The organism is Neptunomonas antarctica, from assembly GCF_001305295.1.
Classification (GTDB): domain Bacteria; phylum Pseudomonadota; class Gammaproteobacteria; order Pseudomonadales; family Balneatricaceae; genus Neptunomonas; species Neptunomonas antarctica.
Genome location: NZ_LJSI01000052.1, coordinates 162,409 through 181,488, shown reverse-complemented (window position 1 = coordinate 181,488; position 19,080 = coordinate 162,409). Strand labels below are relative to the sequence as shown.

The window sequence follows — 19,080 nt, the reverse complement described above, 5'->3', positions numbered from 1 at the left end:
GCCCTTACAAGGCGAATGTCGGGAGTTCGAACCTCTCCACGCCCACCATGATTATTATTATCTCCTGCCATTATTCTCTGCTTGTTATATTGTTCCTCGTTTTTAATAATTACTCATGTGTCCAGCAATTCAGGCTATGTAGCAACGAGTGTTAGTTGGGTTGTACGCATAATTGTTATTAACAGTCTGCCTGCTTACTAATTCTTTCTTGTTATAATTGCTCTCTTTGTAATCAATCATGACATCCCTTGTGACGCCACTGTTTTTTATTGCAGCCGGATGACGCCTTGTTCATCAGGAAGGAACCTTAGTTATCGATATTTTTGATACACAAGCCCCGTTGATTATCCAGCACTTGCATATGCCTCTTTTTACTGAAAAAAAATTGCGTGTATTAATGGTGCGTACGGATCAGATTCATCCGCAGATTAGCGGTAACAAATGGTACAAGCTTAAATACAATCTTAGAGCGGCTCGTCAGCAAGGTTATTCGCGTGTTATCAGTTTTGGTGGGGCTTACTCTAACCATATTCACGCGTTGGCCTGGTCGGCAAAATCATTTGGATTGGATTCCATCGGTATTATTCGTGGCGAGTCAGTGGTTAATCCTATGCTGGCTGATGCACGGGAGTGGGGAATGCAACTGCATTTTATAGATCGGGCGAGTTATCGCGAACGACATAACCCCGATTGGGTAGCAACATTGCGCGCTAAGGTTGGCGCGGGCTTTTTGATACCTGAAGGCGGCTCTAATGCATTGGCTTTGCGAGGTGTTGCAGAGTTGATGGCTGGAGTGCAAAATCAAATTCCCGAGCTGAATGTGTTGCTCTGTGCCTGCGGTACAGGAGGGACCTTGGCGGGGTTGTTAAGCGCAGCGAAGGGGCATGTCAGGGTTGAAGGTTACCCGGTATTGAAAGGCGCAGGGTTTCTTTACCAGGATATTGAACAATTGCTGTTTGCTGCTGGCGCTGAAGCTCAGTGTTTATGGACGTTGGATCTTGATGCGCATTACGGCGGTTATGGGAAAATTAATAGCGCCCACAAGGAGGCGTGGTTACGATTAGAGCAGGATCACCAAATACCGCTTGATCCGGTCTATACCTCAAAAATGATGCGAAGATTTATAGAAAAAGTGCATCAGAATGCTTATCCCAAGGGTTCTACTGTGGCGTTGTTACATACGGGAGGGCTGCAGGGGCGTAGATCGGTTGATGTAAGTGCTTGAAAACTTCGACTAAGCCGGTAATCATGTAGTTATTATCCTGTTCAGATAGTCAGCGTATAAAAGGTAAAGTATGGATCATTTTCGCAATATCGGTTTAATCGGTCGCTTAGGCAGTAAAACGGCAATTGATACGTTGAAACATCTGATGCGTTTTTTGCAAGATCGTGGCTTAAATACGATTCTTGATGAGCGTAATGCCGAAATGATGCCGGGGCATGGTCAGCAAATTTGTAAGCAAAAAATGATGGGCGAGATCTGTGATCTGGTTATCGTCGTAGGTGGCGATGGGAGTTTATTAGGCGCGGCGCGGGCGTTAGCGCAATGTCATGTACCCGTATTAGGTGTTAACCGTGGAAATCTAGGCTTCTTGACCGATATTTCTCCTAATGAAATTGAGGACAAAGTAACAGAAGTGCTTGAAGGAAAGTACACCGTCGAAAGTCGGTTTTTACTGGATATGATTGTCAAGCGCGCAGGTGAACCTATCGGAGAGGGGACCGCACTGAATGACTGCGTTCTGCATCCGGGTAAAGCCACACGTATGATTCAGTTTGAACTCTATATTGAAGGTCAGTTTGTTTATACTCAAAAATCAGATGGTTTAATTGTATCGACGCCCACTGGCTCCACGGCTTACGCGCTTTCTGGCGGAGGGCCTATTATGCATCCAAAGCTGGATGCCATTGTGTTGGTGCCGATGTTCCCGCATACGCTTTCCAGCAGGCCTATTGTAGTAGATGGTAACAGTGAGCTAAAACTGGTAATTAGCGAAGCTAATGAGACGTATCCAATCGTCTCGTGTGACGGTCAGATCAATATTAGCCTTGCTCCCGGTGATGTCATTACCATTCATAAAAAACCACACAAACTCAAGTTGCTGCACCCACTGAATTATGATTTTTATCGTACCTGTCGAGAGAAGTTAGGGTGGGGTACGAAACTTGGGAGATAATGTGACCATTAGACGCTTTGAAGGTTATGACCTGGTAGGGGATATCCATGGATGCGGTTTAAGTCTGCGGATGTTGCTTGCACGTCTGGGTTATAGCAAAAGAGACGGTACCTATTTTCATCCACGTCGACAGATGATTTTTTTAGGTGATATTGTTGACCGTGGGCCGCATATTCGTGAAGCGCTGCATATTGTCCGGGATATGGTAGAGGCAGGGCACGCTCAGATCGTTATGGGTAATCACGAATACAATCTGCTTTGTTACTGTACGCCTAGTCGCACGCCTGAAATACACCCTTTTCTGCGCGAGCATACTCAACGGCATCGACGCATACTTCAGGAGACCCTGCAGCAGTTAGACCCTTATCCGCACGATAAGCGTGAATTTCTTGAGTGGATGAAGCAAATGCCTCTCTTTCTTGAAATGGATGACTTTCGGGTGGTGCATGCCTGTTGGCATGATGAGTTAATTACGCAATTTAAAGAGATGATGGGAGGCAATCGGATTAATGATGATTTCCTGCACCGCTCCTCCATACCTGATACTTTTGAGTGGGTTTTGATGGATCGATTGTTGCGCGGAACACATTTAAAATTGCCTAATAATGAAGTGATGGTGAGTCGCGATGGTTTTAAACGTCATTTCTTCAGGACTAAATTTTGGTCCGTTGAGCCGCAGCTATTTATTGATGTGGCATTTCAGCCGGACCCATTACCTGAACATGTCGCCAGAATGCCACTGACAGCGCATAATCGTCAGGATCTTGTTCATTATGATGAAACGCAAAAACCGTTGTTTATTGGCCATTATTGGTGTGAGGGTGAGCCAAGGCCTGTGAGTACAAATATCGCTTGTCTGGACTACAGTGCCGTTAAGTACGGAAAATTAGTAGCGTATCGTTATGATCATGAAAGAGAGTTACGCTCTGATAAATTTGTCTGGATCGATGTTCGAGCAGAAATAAAAAAACCAGAGTAGTACGTGCCGGATTATTAAAAACTTATGATTAAAGTGTTTGAAGTATCACTGAGTGTCGACTTAAAAGAATTTGCTGAGTTTCTCTGGCAGCACGAGATCCCGCACCGCATTGTTGAGGATGAACAAGCTCAGTCACTCTGGGTGCCGCGTGATGTTAACGCGGATAAAGTGCGATTTATCTATGATCAATGGCTTAGTGGGGCTGATATAAGTGAAGTCAAGGTTCAGCGCCCGCTGCATCAGCGTATTAATCCGCTGGACTTTCCTCTGACCATTAGTTTGTTGGTTATTAGTGCCGTGATCACCATGGGGATTGGTTTTGGTAGCCAGACTGACTTGATGCACTGGTTAACGATTACTGATTTTCGTGTAGAAGGGCAGAACCATTTACAGGATTCGCTTCGTTCGTTTGAGCTGTGGCGCTTTGTTACTCCTATTTTTATGCACTTCAATGTGCCGCATATTCTGTTTAATTCGTTATGGATGTGGGTGATTGGACGGCGAATAGAGCAGTTACAAGGGTGGATGGTTTTTTTAGTCATTGTTATCTGGTCGGCGGTTGTCTCTAATATTGCGCAGTTCTGGATTTCCGGGCCAATGTTTGGCGGGCTATCAGGTGTTGTTTTTGCCGTCCTTGCCTACACGTGGTTATGGGATAAACTAGCACCTGTGCCTTTGTTTGGATTTCCTCCGGCACTCATGATCTTTATGGTGTTCTGGCTTGCTCTCGGCTATACCGGCTTGTTGGAAGTCCTTGGCTTTGGTTCCATTGCGAATACTGCGCACCTTGCCGGGCTCATTGCCGGGTTGTCTGCAGTGCCCCTTATACGCATGATTTTCAGACAAGCCTCGGCTATCTGATAATCTGATTTTTTACGAGGATGCTACCGTGAAATATGAAGAACTCATTAATTCCATGACGCCGGAGGTTCACGTGTCACTTAAGCGCGCGATTGAACTGGGTAAATGGCCCACAGGTCAGAAATTGACAGTTGAACAGCGTGACATCTGTATGCGTGCCGTTATTGCCTATGATCAGCAATGTTTGCCAGAAGATCAGCGTACAGGCTTTATTGATCGAACTAAGTCAGACGGTGTCCGGCATGGCTCAGATCCCCTTGAGCCTGCTGTTTTAAAAATCCTTAATACTCATTAATAAGAACTTTACATGCAAATATTAGGTAGTGGCGCACTAAGTAAAATGCGCTCTGAACTGGCTGAACCCATCGAATATAAGCTCGCTTTGGGTGATGAAATCATTTCCGTTAATCAGTTGCTGGAAAAGAAGATTAATATTAAGTTCCTCGGAGCGATTAATTGCCTGCACTGTGGTAGAAAAACCAAAAAAAGTTTTAGTCAGGGGTTCTGTTACCCTTGTTTTACACGCTTGCCGCAGTGCGATACCTGCATAATGAGTCCGGAAAAGTGCCATTTTCAGGAAGGCACGTGTCGAGATCCTGCGTGGGGTGAGAGTCACTGTTTTGTGCCGCATATCGTGTATTTGGCTAATTCCTCTGGAGTGAAGGTCGGGATTACACGCGGCACGCAAACACCGACGCGCTGGATTGATCAGGGTGCGGTACAGGCATTGCCCATTTTCCGAGTGCAGACACGTTTTCAGTCTGGTTTGGTTGAGCGCGTGTACGGAGAACATGTTTCTGACCGTACTAACTGGCGAGCCATGCTTAAAGGGCAAGTAGAGTTGCTTGATCTTGAAAGTAAGCGTGATGAATTGCTTGAAAAATGTGCTGAAAAAATAACTGATTTACAAAACATTCATGGATTACAGGCGATTCAGCCGATAGTTGATGCGACACAACTGAATATTCAATACCCTGTTATTCAGTACCCAGTCAAAGTTGTAACCCATAATTTAGATAAAATACCAGAAGCGGAAGGTGTATTGCTGGGTGTTAAAGGTCAGTACCTGATCTTGGATACTGGTGTTATAAATATGCGCAAATATACGTCTTATCAGATAGAACTCAGTTCAGAGTAGAGGTTAATTTCAGATGACAAAGCAACCAGAAGCGATTTACCTGAAAGACTATCAGGTGCCTGCTTTTCTTATTGATCATACAGAACTGCGTTTTGAGCTTGAAGCGTCGCGAACATTGGTAAAAGCTCGTCTGACGATGCGCTGCAATCCCGACAGTCATCAGAAGACTCGCGTACTAGAACTGCAGGGCGATAAAGCATTACGTTTATGTCGCGTATCCGTTAATGATCAAGTGCTGAATGAGCAAGATTATAAGCGCCACGATCAAGGCTTAGAAATTTCACACGTTCCTGATGAATTTATTCTGGAAACGGTTGTTGAGATAGATCCGGATCAGAACACGGCGTTGGAAGGTTTATATCGTTCAGATGGTATTTACTGTACACAATGTGAAGCTGAAGGTTTCAGACGCATCACATTTTATCTCGATCGGCCTGATGTGATGTCGATTTTTTCTACAACGATAGAAGCGGATAAAACAGCCTACCCTGTGATGTTATCTAACGGTAATCCTGTTGCACAAGGTGAAGCAGATGATGGTCGCCACTGGATTACATGGGAAGACCCGCACCCTAAGCCTGCCTACCTGTTTGCTTTGGTGGCGGGTGATCTGAAGCGTGTGGAAGATCAATATACAACCTCTGGTGGTCGTGATGTTGCTCTGCATATCTATGCTGCTAATAAAGATCTGAATAAGCTCGATTACGCCATGCAGTCTCTGAAAAATGCCATGCGCTGGGATGAAGAGGTTTATGGGCGTGAATATGATCTGGATATTTTTATGATCGTTGCCGTCGATTTCTTCAATATGGGCGCGATGGAAAATAAAGGCTTGAATGTCTTTAATACATCCTGTGTTTTAGCCAGTCCGGATACGACCACAGATTTAGGTTTTCAACGCGTTGAAGGCGTTGTTGCGCATGAATATTTTCATAATTGGTCAGGTAATCGAGTTACATGCCGCGATTGGTTTCAACTGAGTTTGAAAGAAGGTTTTACGGTTTTTCGTGATTCTGAATTTTCGGCAGATCTGAATTCGCCTACGGTCAAACGTGTAGAAGATGTGACCGTATTAAGGACAGCTCAGTTTGCTGAAGATGCCGGCCCGATGGCACATCCTATTCTTCCTGCATCGTTTATAGAAATTGCAAACTTTTACACCATGACGATCTATGAGAAAGGCGCTGAAGTGGTACGTATGATCCATACGTTACTGGGTGCAGACGCATTTCGTCAGGGCAGTGATCTGTATTTTTCACGGCATGATGGCCAGGCAGTCACCACAGAAGATTTTGTTAAGGCGATGGAAGATGCCTCAGGGCGTGATCTGACGCAGTTTAGAAATTGGTATCATCAGGCGGGAACACCGGTTTTGGCGGTGTCAGATGAGTTTGATGCTGCTTCGCAAACCTATCGTCTTACGGTTGCTCAGTCATGCCCTGCAACGCCGGGACAAGCTATAAAAGCAGCGTACCATATTCCTGTGGCTATCGGCTTGCTTGATAGCGAGGGGGAAGATTTGGTCTTACCTAATGGTAAAACAACACAGGTGTTGGAGTTGCACGATAGCGAGCAGACATTTGAATTTACCGGTATTACTGAAAAACCGGTACCTTCGTTACTGAGAGGTTTCTCAGCACCGGTTAAGCTGCATTACCCGTATACACGGGATAATCTGACGTTTCTTATGAGCCATGATAGTGACGGTTTTAACCGTTGGGAAGCGGCTCAGAAACTGGCCGTGAATATACTTCAAGCCTTAATCGAAGATTTTCAGCACGGCAGGGAATTAGTGCTGGATTCACAACTAGGCGACGCCTTTAAAGTAGTTTTAGCTAACGTTGATTTAGATAAAGCCATGGTCGCTAAGGTGCTGAGTCTTCCTTCTGAAGCGTATATAAGCGAACTCTCAGACGTGATTGATGTGGATGCTATCCATACGGTACGTCAGTTTGTCCGCCAGCAATTGGCTCTTCAGCTTGAAGCCGAGTTTGTAGCAAGCTACCAGGCGTGTACATTAGAAGATATCTACTCTCCCGATGCGGCTAGCATTGCCCGCCGTTCGTTGCGCAATGTTTGCTTAAGTTACCTGATGGAAACAGGGAAGCAGGACTTCCTTGAATTGGCACTGAAACAGTTCCATGAGGCCAATAATATGACGGATAGCCAGGCTGCTCTGTATATTGTGGTGCATTCGGGTTATCAGAAAGCGGGAGAGGTTATCCTTGATCAGTTTTATCAGCGTTGGTCTGATGAGCCGTTAGTGGTTAATCAGTGGTTGTCAGTGCAGGCTTCGAATCCGCAAGCAGGTGTGTTGACTCACGTTGAAGCGCTGATGAATCACGAAGCCTTTAACATGCGTAACCCGAATAAAGTGCGCAGCTTAATCGCAAGCTTTTGTGCGCAGAATCCGGTAAATTTCCATGCAATCGATGGTAGTGGATACCGTTTTTTAGCCGATCAGATTATCGTGCTGAATAAGCTGAATCCACAGATAGCGTCACGTTTAGTGACTCCGCTCACACGCTGGAAGCGCTACAGTGCTGATAGACAGGGGCTAATGCGTAAAGAATTGCAGCGTATTACGGATAGCGGAGATCTTTCGCGGGATGTATTTGAGGTTGTGAGTAAAAGTCTGGCGTGATAGAACTATTTTAGTGATTTGTTTGTCTGAATAGATTATTAATTAATAAACAATACTGAATTTATAGGTGTGCTGATGGACCGAAAGCTGTCATCTGAAGATAAGTTTAACTTACAACAAAATTTTCGTCGTTATCTCAAATATCAGGATCAATATGAAGTAGCGAATGAAATTTCTAAACAGGTACGAGCGAGCCGTGTGTGGCTTGCTGGCGTGATCACCTTATTATTTGCTCTGGCGTCTGACTTTTTTCTGGGCGCATCGGCGGCGTTATTTGGTTTATATTTCTATCGTATTTTGATGGCTTCAATGAAAGTTGGCGCGGCGGAAGAGGGTAGAGAAAGTACTGATCGCTGGTTTGCCAGCAAAGGGTTAAAATTTGAAGGGCGTATTTTGTATTTTCGTGATGATCAAATGCTTGAAACACCTTTAGATCCTTTTAATGATAACCTCTACCGGTAAATGATCCGATGCCGGTTAAGCGTGAATATCAGCATCTGACTAAGCGTACGCGTCAGATGCTGTCATCCACTGAAACCGCTAATGTTGACTTTAAACGTGAAGTCAGTGGTGTTAAAAGTAGTGACATTGTGGCGTTAGCCAACGCGCCTCATGGTGGGACGCTGCTTATTGGGGTGGATGAATACACAACAGTAGATGGCTTGCAAAGAGGTAAAGTTGTTGGTTGCGAAGTGGATGATAATGCGCGTTTGATGGTTATCAACAAAGCAACCGATTGCTATCCAAACGTTGATGTACAGATTTATATAGAAAACCTTAAAGTTAAGTCGATTATGAGGATCGAAGTACCGTCCGGGCATTTAAAGCCTTACTGTTCTCCCCGTGGAGAATACTCCATCAGGGCGGAAGGTCGTAATCGTGCTCTTTATCCGGAAGAGTTGCTATTGCTCTTTATGGATAGCGAAGGGGATAAGTTTTTGTCCCGATTCAGAACAGCGGTCTCTCAGCTGGAAGATCAGGTCGGTAGTATCAACCAGTCATTAAGTAGCGATATGTTAGCGGTCGCACAGCATATACATGATCTTGATAGTCAGCTGCAGCGGACGTTGGGGCGGATGGGAAGAATAACTGATAGCACTAAAAAACGATCGCGAAACCTGTTGCAAACGCTTAAGGATAGTCAGGATAGTTTAGGTAAGTTGGAACGGTTTTTATTGGCTGATACCAATTTCGAGCAGCGTGGAATCACACTAAAACGGTTAGAAAGTAAAGTTGATAAGTTACTACAACGTTTTTCTGACTCTACTTCTGAGAAGTAATCACAATGACCCTATTTTTAGAACATTGTAAGTATTGGATTTTTGACCTTGATGGCACATTAACCCAGCCAGTGCATGATTTTAATTTTATCCGAAAAGAGCTGGGGGTTGCGCTAGACGAGGATATCTTACAACATTTGGCAGCTTTGTCTGATCAGCAGCGAAGCATAAAAGTAGCCCGTCTTGATGAGCTTGAGCACTTTTATGCGTTGCAAGCGAAATCTGCTCCAGGAGTGTATGAGTTGCTGGATGTGTTATCAGGAAAAGGTTGTCGCATGGGTATTGTGACCCGTAATACTAAAGCGTTCACGCAGTTGTCCTTATCCATGTTGAATTTGTCCCATCACTTTACTGACGAATGTATTGTGGGCCGTGACGAGGCGGAGCCTAAGCCCGAGCCTCATGGGATACAAAAAATTATCTCTCTATGGGATGTGTCTCCTTCTGATGTCATTATGGTCGGAGATTATAAATTTGATCTTTTGGCAGGACGCGCAGCCGGTTGTAAAACAGCTCATGTCAGTGAAGATGAAAATTTGCAATGGCCTGAGTTAACAGACTATCGTGTTAACTCTTTATCCAAATTGTTTGAATTTATTTAAACAGACAATATCAATACTTACTCATTATGAATGATAACCAGTGCAGTTTTTCTGCATCTAATTTATCTGACTTTATTTATAGATATAAAGTATAAACAGAGATCATTTTTTAAACATTTGTTAAAAATATTGGTAAAGTCTGCGTTATAGTATAAATATATTAAGTGGGAGGAACTGATATGACCCTTGTATCCGAGTTACATCAAGATCACGTGAATCTTAATAAATTACTTGAGATTCTGGATAAAAAAGTTATTAAGCTTAAAGCAGGAAGTCGGCCGAATTTTAATTTAATGGCGGATGTGGTTGGCTATATAGCAAAATATGCTGAAGGTTATCATCACCCTAGAGAGGATAAAATGTATGCCTTTTTTAAGGGTCGTAGCAATGAGTTAGATGATGTTATGTCGCAGTGTGAAGACCAGCATCGCGTGTTAAAGGGTAGTACTCAAACGTTACTCAATACTATTGATGGTATTTTGCATGATGCTGTCGTGCCTATGAATGATTTGATTGAGCAATTAGCTGCGTTTGTTATTAATGAAAAAGTGCATATTAATTTTGAGGAAACTGAAATTTTTCCTGTGTTAGATCATGTCGCTACTAACGCAGATTGGGAAAAAGTTGAAAAAGAGCTTCCTGTTGAAAGTGATCCGTTGTTTGGCGAAAAACAGGCTGAAGAATATAAAGCACTATATGTTGAGTTAATGCGGGATATTAATTCGTAATCAGCTCTGTTATAGAGCTGCTTGGGCTTGGTTTAGCGCATGCCTTATAGCATAGACGATTTCGCCCTAGGCGCTTGGCTTCGTAAAGCGCCTCGTCGGATGAATGAAGTAAAAGACTTGCTTGTTTTTTTTGATTCTTGGCGCATTGTGTCTGATCGGGTAGGTAGGTTGAATAACCTAAAGACGTTGTAATGCGAAAGGGCGTACCTTCTACGCTGCGGTAAATCTGAGTTGCAATTTTTTGCCGAATATTTTCGGCAACAGAAGCGGCCTGTTCTTTGGCGCAACCTGGTAACAAAATAGAAAATTCTTCTCCGCCAAAGCGGGCCACCAGATCTGTTTTACGTAATTGTTGTTTTAATAATTGACCTATCGTTCTGAGTACCCTGTCTCCTGTCTGGTGGCCATAAGTGTCATTTACTTTTTTGAAAAAATCCAGATCGATAAATAAGCAACTAAGCGGCTCATGGGTGCGATCAGAGCGTGTGATTTCGCGGACTATTTCTATATCGAAAGCACGTCGATTATGTGCGCCTGTCAGCATGTCGATAATACTGAGTCGTTGCAGATTTTCATGGTTAACACAGTTTTCGATACACACTGAAATGACGGATGACAGGTGTGCGAGGTAATCATAACGGTAATCTACTGTATAGCGATGAATATCCTGAGCGCCGAAATGAAGACTACCGATCAAGCAGTTTTGTCGGATCAAAGGCAGCATGGCGACACTGAGAATATAAGGGTTGTCAGGAAAGATTATGTTACGAATATTTTGATCAATTTCACCTGCCTTGAGTCTGTGGTCTGGATAGAGTTGGCGTAACAGGCGTTGATCCGGTTCCAGCCTGATTCGGCTGCGGTCAGTGGCAGGAATCTCATCCAATAAATCTAGTGCAATCTGTTCTGGATCAAAAAGGAACACCGAGACAGCAGATAGTCGGAATGTCTCTTTGAAATGGTTAAGTAGTAAATCAAGTAAGTCTGAGAGTTTATTGCAGGCAAGTAAGCGTAACTCAACATCAAAGAAGCGTTTTAGAATCGTTTCGTTGTGCTCAATTTTTTTAGCCGTAAGCCGGAGAGCCCGTTTCAATTCTATGTTGTCTGATTCGAGTGATTTTTTATCCATATTCTGCATTTTTTGAAACTGATATATTTATTTATCGACACATAATCATAGAGCTTAAGTGTTAATTCAGAGCAGCGTTGATCATATTTCCCAATGATATCGTTTTAAGTTAATTTTTCCGTTATATAATACAATATTTTCGTTCAACAGCTTTTGTTTCTGGCACCCATACTTTTCGCTACCAATAGGGAATGATATTACGCCTTTTGCGTTAATGACTCGAAACCAGGGAATAGTCGTGTTATCCGGCAGTTTTGATAATGCTCGCCCTACAGCTCTTGCTGTACGGGGGAATCCGGCGAGTGCGGCGATGTATCCATACGTCGCTACCTTACCTTTAGGAATATACCCAACAGTAGTCCAGATAGCTTCATCGTACGTCGGGAAAGCGTCGTCTGGTTGGGTAATCGACTCTAGTTTTTGTTTCATGTGTAATACGGAACCATTTGTATATATTTAATAAATGAATTGCTTCAAATCTAATTTAAATTTTTATACTGGGAACATCAATCTAAATTGGAAGATGTCCGGGCTAAAAGGCCCGGACATCTTTAACGCTGTTGACTTATATGGCTGAAATTCGTGGGATGGAAGCAGGAGAGCCCAAACCAGCGCCTAGATGAACGATGGCCAATAAAGGTACCCACGGTAGCAGGGAGCGCTGTCCTCAGAGTCTGAAAGGGTGATATTCATCTCCCTTCTCTTCGCCTTTCTTAGTGCTGCGACCTTAGAGAAGTAGCTTGAAGCCAGTTCCTGGTTTCAGGATTCGCATTACACGTAAACCAAGCATCAGAAAAAGTCCGACACCCTGAATCAGCATCAGCATGAAGGGGTCTCCCATGCAATGCTATTAATTTATCCTATGATTGACGTAATTCCTTCCATGTAAACTCCTTCAAAAGTTTTATTGTTTTTGATGGTTTTTATGAATTATGGGTGTTTTATGATGAGATTTTTCAGTTATTGTTCTCTATTAGCTGTTGCCCATAATGTTGGGATTTTTTCATCTCTTCTGGCGGTACAAATAATCCGCCGGTCGTCCAAATAAGATGAGTTGCTTTATCTAGGTGCCCAAGTAGGTTTTCCTGTTCAAGATAGCGTCTTCCCGTTTCTGATTGAATAATATGTTCCGGGCCAGAGAAACCTGCTGCTGCAGAGGGCTCTAATGTTATATTCTCATGTAGATAGAGCTGGTAAAGATGGCGGAATAAGCTGTTATCTTCGACGGTAAATACACCGGATAAGATGTTCTTAATGACCGAGCAAACCCAGGCTGAAGCTTTACTCACAGCTAACCCATCAGCTTCAGTTGTCACTGTCAGGCCTACATCGTAAACACTGAGTAAGGTCTCTTCTGAATCAGCTTGCAGTCCGATTAATACGCAGGGTGCTTGAACTGGCTCCGCAAAGAAGCAATGTACGTATGGGCCAAATATTTGTTTAAGGCCGAAAGTAATACCACCAGGAGCACCGCCGACTCCGCAGGGCAGATATACAAACAGAGGGTGCTCGGCATCGACGGCAACCTGTTGTGCCTTTAATTGTTCTTTTAGACGTAGAGCCGCCACGGCATAACCCGTAAATAACTGAGATGAATTTTCATCATCAATAAAATAGCTTAATGGGTCGGCCTCTGATTGTTGTCGTCCTGCTGTGACGGCGGCACTGTAATCGTCACTGTGTTCGATGACACTGACGCCTCGCTCACGTAGTCGCTTTTTTTTCCAATCCTTCGCTTCTGCTGACATGTGAACAGTTGCATTGAAGCCTAACGCTGAGCTGATAATACCAATGCTAAGGCCCAGATTTCCGGTGCTGCTTACGGCGATTTTGTAGCGGCTGAATATTTCACGTGCATCAGTATCAATCAGCTTCAGGTAGTTATCCTCGGTGCTGCTCAAAATGCTGTGTTTTAAGGCTAAGGATTCGCAATGACAAAGTACTTCATAAATACCGCCTCGCGCTTTGATTGAACCCGCGACAGGTAATGCGTGGTCAGCCTTTATCATCAATTTACCGGGCAATTCAGGGAACACAGCGTGTTGCATGTTCGGGATGGCTTGAAGTTCTGATTCTATCAGGCCATGGCTTTGTTGAAGTTCGGGGAATAATTTTTGTAGCAGTGGAGCAAAACGGTGCAGGCGTAAATCAGCCGATTTAATATCATCGATGGATAATGGCTGCCGGGTCTTATCCATTTTGCTACGATAAGCTGGGTTTAACCATAAAAAAGAGGCTGCAGTACTCAGTTGCTCTTTAAGTGCGGGATCAAAGAGTGGTGTCATGGTATCTATTCGTTTTTAAAATCAGAAGACGTCATTTTGTGCTGAGCAAGGAGGTATATCAAACGATTATTTTTTATCTATGGTTTAGAGTGGCTAATCCAAGAATTAAGGCGTTACATGATTCGTTGTTAGAGATAGGAAGTGTTTCTGAAAAAGTCACAATAAGTTAAGCATTCATTAGAGCTTTCTTGTGTGGCATATTTGTGTGGCATATTAAGGTAGAATGCGCGTCCATTATGTAACGTCAAAACAAGAGAGCGCTGTGGATTACGAATTTACTGTTGATGATATAGGCCGGCCCGTTGCAAAGTTTTCTATGGGGGCTGAAGCGATAGGTCGGTGGATGTCAGAAGAGATAAGAGCAAATCAGCATGAAATCGACACTCTTTTGGGCATCATCGAACAGTTAGAACAGCGTATGATAGGTCAGCATCAGCAGCGTGGATCAGAGTTTCAGCTACGGCTTAATCAATATGAGATCGAGGTGCTTGCTTTAGTGCTGGATCTTGATATGGATGATGAGCTACCCGAAGAGACAAATCTTTATGATGAAGAGTCTTATGCGGGTTGTGGGTTGCAGGACTTTAAAGAAGCGTTGTTATCCTGGCGGGAATTTGTTGGTGAATAGCATACGTTACTGATTACCTTATTGCGTCGATTAGTTTTACAATCAATCTTATAAATTTTATGGCAAAGTCGTATATATCTTATGAACAGAAAGAAAAAGCTTAACGAAATTCATACCAAGCGAGTTAAGAAAGCGAATAGTAAATTGCACAGTACTAGCAAGCCTCGTTACATTTCTAAAGAAGAGCGAGCGAAGATAGAAAGCCAGGTTGCCGAAAATAGTGAAGCAGAAAATAGTGCAGAGGAAAGTAGTGCAGAAGAAGGCATGTAGTTGAAATGTAGTGAAAGAGAAAGCACGGTCAGTGAAAACTAAAAAGCTTAGCGTTCAGGTTAAATGCACTAAAATAAGCATTTATAAGAGGGTTGTCCCGCTCTCTTAATGTGTCTAGGCTGCGTTCTTCATTTGGACCAGGTTCTGAGTGTCGATTATGTCACCGCAGTTAGACCGCGTTAGTTTTACGCTAATAGATTACATTGATTCCAATGTAGATAGCAGATTGTTGACCTTGTCATACGTTTCCTGATATTCCATTTCGCTGATCGAGTCGGCGACGATGCCGCCACCTGCCCAGCAGTGAATTTCGTTATTCTCTACCAGTAAGGTACGAATAGTAATGCTGGTATCCATCTGTCCCGATAAACACAAGTAACCGATACTGCCGCAATAAATGCTGCGGCGGTGTGGTTCCAGCTCATCAATAATTTCCATGGCTCTGATTTTTGGAGCACCGGTAATAGACCCACCCGGAAAACAATGCCGTAAAAGGCTAATGGGTGATTGATCGATATTGAGTGTGCCTGTCACAGTGCTGACTAAGTGATGTACATTTTTGTAACTCTCGATGGTAAACAGTGAGGGTGTTTTAACACTGTGATGTTGACACACCTTACTCAGATCATTACGCATTAAATCGACGATCATCACATTTTCGGATCGGTCCTTCTCTGAATGCTTCAACTCTTCTGCAAGTTTCTGGTCCGAAGCGTCATCCGCGCCTCTGGGGCGTGTGCCTTTGATGGGTTGAGTGATGACGTGACCCTGTCGATCGGTGGCTAAAAAACGTTCCGGTGACAGTGATAGTACCGCGCCATGTTCAGTATCAAAATAAGCCGCATAGTGGGTAGAGGCTGCGCTACGAAGTTGTTTATAAGCGTGCCAGGGATCTCCCTGACAGTGTGCGCTGAAACGTTGCGCCAGATTCACCTGATAACAATCGCCTGCGTGGATATAGTCATCAATGCGACTCAGAGCACTATGGTATTGCGGCTCAGTCAGGTTGCTGGAAAATTCAGACGTCAGGCAAAATTGTTTCGTTGGGCTTGTAGTTGCCGCTGGCGGCATGTCGGCAATCTGTTCTGCTAGTGCGTTAAGTGCGGTATTGTTGATCAGATGAGAGCCAACCAGACAGGCTGTTTGCGCCGTATGATCGATGATAATAGCCCAGCTATAAAGACCGACCTGCATCTCGGGTAAAAGGGTATCGTCGAGGGCTTGTGTAGGTATCTTCTCGATAACGCGTCCCAGATCATAGCCAAAATGTCCGACCAGACCACCACAGAACGGCAGCTCTGAGGGCGGACAGGGCGATGTTGGGCATGAATGGGAGTATAAGTCTTGTAATGCAACAAACGGGTCAGTATTGGCTGAAACGCTAATAGGCAGGTTGATGCCGGATAAAGCACCACGATGGTACGTTAGCTGGCATACAGGGGCTGCTACCAATATATCGAAGCGTCCTCGTTCACTATCAGGTTTGCCGCTATCTAATAGAATAGCATTGCCCAAGGGTCTGATACGTTCAAAGTAGCAGGTTGTACTGACCTGATATGAAAGAGTAACTCTGTTAAGCACCCGTATGAGCCTCGCGAAGCAATAAAAAGATCTGCATTTTACGCATCCTACTTAAGGATAGCGAGAGTTACCCTTTTCGTATCCCGCACGCATCAGTGAATGGCGTATAATAAATTGTCGACAATGTAGAGTGGAGAATAAAAAGCGCATGCGAGGTAGCCAGAATGTCAGTGTTAGAGAGCTTCATTTAGCGGATCAGGTGATTACCTATCGGGTTTATAAGAACCCGACTGTAGAGAATGGTAAAAGGCTGGTGTTATTGCACGGCGCTGGCGTGGCAGGAATGGATACCTGGATGTTGATCTCATCAATGCTAACACAATGGCAGGAAATATTGATTCCTGATCAGCGGGGCATGGGGGATACCTATTACCCTGACCGCCAAGAGTATGGCTTTAGTGCGCAAATGCTGGTGGCTGATGTGAATGCACTCGTCGATCATTTGGGATGGTGGACGTTTGATCTTGGCGGCTATTCATTAGGAGGGATGGTGTGCATGCTTTTTAAGCAGCAGCATCCGGACCGGGTGCAAAAGCAGTTTTTATTGGAGTCTGCATTGTTGGACCGGCCTTGCTGGGATAGCACTGTACTGCTGCGTCAACAGTACAGTGAGGCTGCAGGGCATCTGCGCAGTGATAACGGGCACGTAGGAATCCGCAACTTTATGGATACTATTTCGCCACATCGCAGGGTGTCTGTGCAAGTGGATGATTTAACGGCATCACGTTTGGGGCAGCGGCCTCTGGGTTTTGCGCATGCGTTAGATTGTGTAACCGCAGCCATTAATAGTATTAATCGTGAAGCACTGGTCGCCGCTCAGGGTGACGTTTCAAGTTTTATTGGCGGCTTAAGTGTTGACCTGATGCATCAATATCATCGTGATATGGCGGAAGGCTTACCTAACTGGCATTACTTTATGATACCCGGTACCGATCACTCTCTGCCGTTCCAGAAGCCGCGACAAATTGCCAGAATTATGACGGAAGAGGTGCTTAGATACCGGGCATCAGACGTAAAAAAACAGTAGGGGTTACTCCTTAAACTTTTGTATTGTGTTGACAACTTTCTTCTTTTATTCGGTTGACGTGCCTTAAAACACGCGCTATCGTTAGTTTAAATAAAGATTGTCGACAATCCTAAAGATAGATTGTAATGACAGGAAGACTGAATGTGAGCGATATTCCGGGAGTACCTCGTACATTGGCCGACAAAGTATGCGAGCAAATAATTAAGGCCATTGTTATTGGTGACATTCCACCAGGGCAGAAGATCAGTGAGCCTGAGTTGGCGCGTATTTACGGTATTAGTCGTGGCCCACTACGTGAAGCAATGAGGCGACTTGAAGGGTTGCGGCTGATCGAACGCAAACCTCATGTTGGTGCCCGGGTTATTAAACTCAGTGCTAAAGAGTTGGTCGAAATTTACCGGGTACGGGAAGCATTAGAAGGCATGGCTTGCCGCATGGCGGCGGAGTTTATGACTGACGCAGAAATTGCCAATTTACGAGTATTGCTTGATGAGCACGAGCTCTCAATCGAAGAACTGGAAGGTCGCTCTTACTTTCAAAAAGAGGGCGATCTGGATTTTCATTATCGAATTGTGCAGGGTAGCAAAAACGCGACATTGTTAGAGCTACTCGGCAGTGATCTATACCACGTGGTACGTATGTACCGTTATCAGTTCAGTGTATCGAGTTCTCGTCCCATACGTGCACTCAAGGAGCATCGACAAATTGTTGATGCTATTGAAGCCAGGGATCCTGAACTCGCAGAGATGTTAATGCGCCGGCATATCAGTGCTGCGCGTAAAAACATTGAAGAGAAACTGAACATAGCAATTGACCTCAAAGGTGAAAAACATGGCTAAACTAACTGCAGGCGGTCGATTCCGCAAAGCGTTACTAGAAGCAAAACCATTACAGATTGTCGGCACTACTAACGCTTATCATGCGATGATGGCAGAGCGTGTAGGCCACAAAGCTATCTATCTGTCGGGTGGTGGTGTTGCTAATGCATCATATGGCCTACCTGATCTGGGTATGACATCCATGAATGATGTACTGGAAGACGTTCGCCGCATCAGTAGTGCCGTTGAAACACCTTTGTTGGTGGATATCGATACAGGGTGGGGTGGGGCATTCAACATTGCTCGTGCCATTAAAGAGATGACTAAAGCGGGTGCTGCCGCTGTTCATATTGAAGATCAGATTGCTCAGAAACGTTGTGGGCATCGTCCGAACAAAGAGATCGTTTCCCCTCAGGAAATGGTTGATCGTGTTAAAGCGGCCGTTGATGCTAAAACCGATGATGACTTCTTTATCATTGCGCGTACCGATGCTTTCCAAATGGAAGGTCTGAACTCTGCTGTCGATCGTGCGCAGGCATGTCTGGAAGCCGGTGCGGATGGTATCTTCGCTGAAGCGGTGCATACACTCGAAGATTATAAAGCATTTGCTGATGGCATTAATGGCGGTCACTTGCTGGCAAATATCACTGAGTTTGGTGCGACGCCACTATTTAATACCGCTGAGCTGGCAGCCAATGGCGCTTCAATGGTTTTGTATCCGTTATCAGCTTTTCGTGCAGCCAACAAAGCCGCGCTGAATGTTTATGAAGCACTACTGCGTGATGGTGATCAGAAAGCTGTTGTAGATACTATGCAAACACGCATGGAGCTTTATGATTTCCTGAATTATCATGATTTTGAACAAAAATTAGATGCGCTTTTTGCTGAAGGCAAAAACAAGTAACTCTGTTCAGAAAGAATGACTAAATCGAC

Annotated in this window: 20 protein-coding genes and 1 pseudogene; 16 read left to right on the top strand and 5 right to left on the bottom strand. The window is 44.3% G+C overall.

Translation table 11 applies throughout. From position 1 onward, the window contains the following. Nucleotides 1-361 precede the first annotated feature (361 nt). The 11 genes from Nant_RS14790 (at nucleotide 362) to Nant_RS14740 (ending at nucleotide 10,409) form a co-directional block, all read left to right on the top strand. Nucleotides 362-1,225: a 1-aminocyclopropane-1-carboxylate deaminase/D-cysteine desulfhydrase gene (locus Nant_RS14790; protein WP_054342428.1), complete on the top strand. Its 864-nt coding sequence runs from the start codon at nucleotides 362-364 to the stop codon at nucleotides 1,223-1,225. A 70-nt stretch (nucleotides 1,226-1,295) separates the two neighbouring features. Continuing rightward, the gene (locus Nant_RS14785; RefSeq protein WP_054342427.1) at nucleotides 1,296-2,177 is read left to right on the top strand and encodes an NAD(+) kinase; all 882 of its coding nucleotides are present in this window, start codon (nucleotides 1,296-1,298) and stop codon (nucleotides 2,175-2,177) included. Between the two features lies 1 nt (nucleotide 2,178). Continuing rightward, nucleotides 2,179-3,156: a metallophosphoesterase gene (locus Nant_RS14780; protein WP_338011162.1), complete on the top strand. Its 978-nt coding sequence runs from the start codon at nucleotides 2,179-2,181 to the stop codon at nucleotides 3,154-3,156. A gap of 24 nt (nucleotides 3,157-3,180) precedes the next feature. After that, nucleotides 3,181-4,017, top strand: a complete 837-nt coding sequence (locus tag Nant_RS14775) for a rhomboid family intramembrane serine protease (protein WP_054342426.1) — start codon at nucleotides 3,181-3,183, stop codon at nucleotides 4,015-4,017. Nucleotides 4,018-4,045: 28 nt separating this feature from the next. Continuing rightward, nucleotides 4,046-4,312, top strand: coding sequence for a YeaC family protein (locus Nant_RS14770; protein WP_054342425.1), 267 nt, complete (start codon nucleotides 4,046-4,048; stop codon nucleotides 4,310-4,312). Between the two features lie 12 nt (nucleotides 4,313-4,324). Continuing rightward, nucleotides 4,325-5,155 (top strand): DUF2797 domain-containing protein, encoded by an 831-nt coding sequence (locus tag Nant_RS14765; protein ID WP_054342424.1) that lies wholly within the window; start codon nucleotides 4,325-4,327, stop codon nucleotides 5,153-5,155. Between the two features lie 13 nt (nucleotides 5,156-5,168). Continuing rightward, nucleotides 5,169-7,799 carry an aminopeptidase N gene (gene pepN / locus Nant_RS14760; protein ID WP_054342423.1) on the top strand — a complete coding sequence of 877 codons (2,631 nt, stop codon included), beginning with the start codon at nucleotides 5,169-5,171 and terminating at the stop codon, nucleotides 7,797-7,799. A 75-nt stretch (nucleotides 7,800-7,874) separates the two neighbouring features. Next, nucleotides 7,875-8,261: a hypothetical protein gene (locus Nant_RS14755; RefSeq protein ID WP_054342422.1), complete on the top strand. Its 387-nt coding sequence runs from the start codon at nucleotides 7,875-7,877 to the stop codon at nucleotides 8,259-8,261. An 8-nt stretch (nucleotides 8,262-8,269) separates the two neighbouring features. Then, complete coding sequence (locus Nant_RS14750; protein WP_238377154.1) at nucleotides 8,270-9,079, top strand: AlbA family DNA-binding domain-containing protein; 810 nt, start codon at nucleotides 8,270-8,272, stop codon at nucleotides 9,077-9,079. 5 nt (nucleotides 9,080-9,084) lie between these two features. Continuing rightward, complete coding sequence (locus tag Nant_RS14745; RefSeq protein ID WP_054342421.1) at nucleotides 9,085-9,681, top strand: HAD family hydrolase; 597 nt, start codon at nucleotides 9,085-9,087, stop codon at nucleotides 9,679-9,681. 179 nt (nucleotides 9,682-9,860) lie between these two features. Beyond that, nucleotides 9,861-10,409 carry a hemerythrin domain-containing protein gene (locus tag Nant_RS14740; protein ID WP_054342420.1) on the top strand — a complete coding sequence of 183 codons (549 nt, stop codon included), beginning with the start codon at nucleotides 9,861-9,863 and terminating at the stop codon, nucleotides 10,407-10,409. Here the strand turns inward: Nant_RS14740 and Nant_RS14735 are convergent. The 4 genes and pseudogenes from Nant_RS14735 to Nant_RS14725 all read right to left on the bottom strand — a co-directional run bounded on the left by Nant_RS14735 (nucleotide 10,399) and on the right by Nant_RS14725 (nucleotide 13,823). Beyond that, nucleotides 10,399-11,538 carry a sensor domain-containing diguanylate cyclase gene (locus Nant_RS14735; RefSeq protein WP_054342419.1) on the bottom strand — a complete coding sequence of 380 codons (1,140 nt, stop codon included), beginning with the start codon at nucleotides 11,536-11,538 and terminating at the stop codon, nucleotides 10,399-10,401. The genes Nant_RS14740 and Nant_RS14735 overlap by 11 nt on opposite strands. A gap of 81 nt (nucleotides 11,539-11,619) precedes the next feature. Then, entirely contained in the window at nucleotides 11,620-11,967 is a 348-nt protein-coding gene (locus tag Nant_RS14730) for an MGMT family protein (RefSeq protein WP_082400297.1), read from the bottom strand. 209 nt (nucleotides 11,968-12,176) lie between these two features. Beyond that, nucleotides 12,177-12,393 (bottom strand): annotated as a pseudogene (locus Nant_RS21985) (sodium:alanine symporter family protein); the annotation flags it as partial. Between the two features lie 101 nt (nucleotides 12,394-12,494). Beyond that, nucleotides 12,495-13,823: a D-serine ammonia-lyase gene (locus Nant_RS14725; RefSeq protein WP_054342418.1), complete on the bottom strand. Its 1,329-nt coding sequence runs from the start codon at nucleotides 13,821-13,823 to the stop codon at nucleotides 12,495-12,497. 262 nt (nucleotides 13,824-14,085) lie between these two features. Here Nant_RS14725 and Nant_RS14720 point away from each other — a divergent pair, with 262 nt between their 5' ends. Further along, nucleotides 14,086-14,451: a YacL family protein gene (locus Nant_RS14720; protein ID WP_054342440.1), complete on the top strand. Its 366-nt coding sequence runs from the start codon at nucleotides 14,086-14,088 to the stop codon at nucleotides 14,449-14,451. Between the two features lie 81 nt (nucleotides 14,452-14,532). Continuing rightward, nucleotides 14,533-14,721 (top strand): DUF2986 domain-containing protein, encoded by a 189-nt coding sequence (locus Nant_RS14715; protein ID WP_054342417.1) that lies wholly within the window; start codon nucleotides 14,533-14,535, stop codon nucleotides 14,719-14,721. 198 nt (nucleotides 14,722-14,919) lie between these two features. Here Nant_RS14715 and pabB read toward each other — a convergent pair whose 3' ends face one another. After that, nucleotides 14,920-16,302, bottom strand: a complete 1,383-nt coding sequence (pabB, locus tag Nant_RS14710) for an aminodeoxychorismate synthase component I (protein ID WP_054342416.1) — start codon at nucleotides 16,300-16,302, stop codon at nucleotides 14,920-14,922. A gap of 148 nt (nucleotides 16,303-16,450) precedes the next feature. Here pabB and Nant_RS14705 point away from each other — a divergent pair, with 148 nt between their 5' ends. The 3 genes from Nant_RS14705 (at nucleotide 16,451) to prpB (ending at nucleotide 19,051) form a co-directional block, all read left to right on the top strand. Continuing rightward, complete coding sequence (locus Nant_RS14705; protein WP_054342415.1) at nucleotides 16,451-17,329, top strand: alpha/beta fold hydrolase; 879 nt, start codon at nucleotides 16,451-16,453, stop codon at nucleotides 17,327-17,329. Between the two features lie 125 nt (nucleotides 17,330-17,454). Beyond that, entirely contained in the window at nucleotides 17,455-18,168 is a 714-nt protein-coding gene (locus tag Nant_RS14700; RefSeq protein WP_054342414.1) for a GntR family transcriptional regulator, read from the top strand. After that, on the top strand, nucleotides 18,161-19,051 hold the full coding sequence (gene prpB / locus Nant_RS14695) for a methylisocitrate lyase (RefSeq protein WP_054342413.1): 891 nt from the start codon (nucleotides 18,161-18,163) through the stop codon (nucleotides 19,049-19,051). Before Nant_RS14700 ends, prpB begins: the two co-directional genes overlap by 8 nt. Nucleotides 19,052-19,080 lie beyond the last annotated feature (29 nt).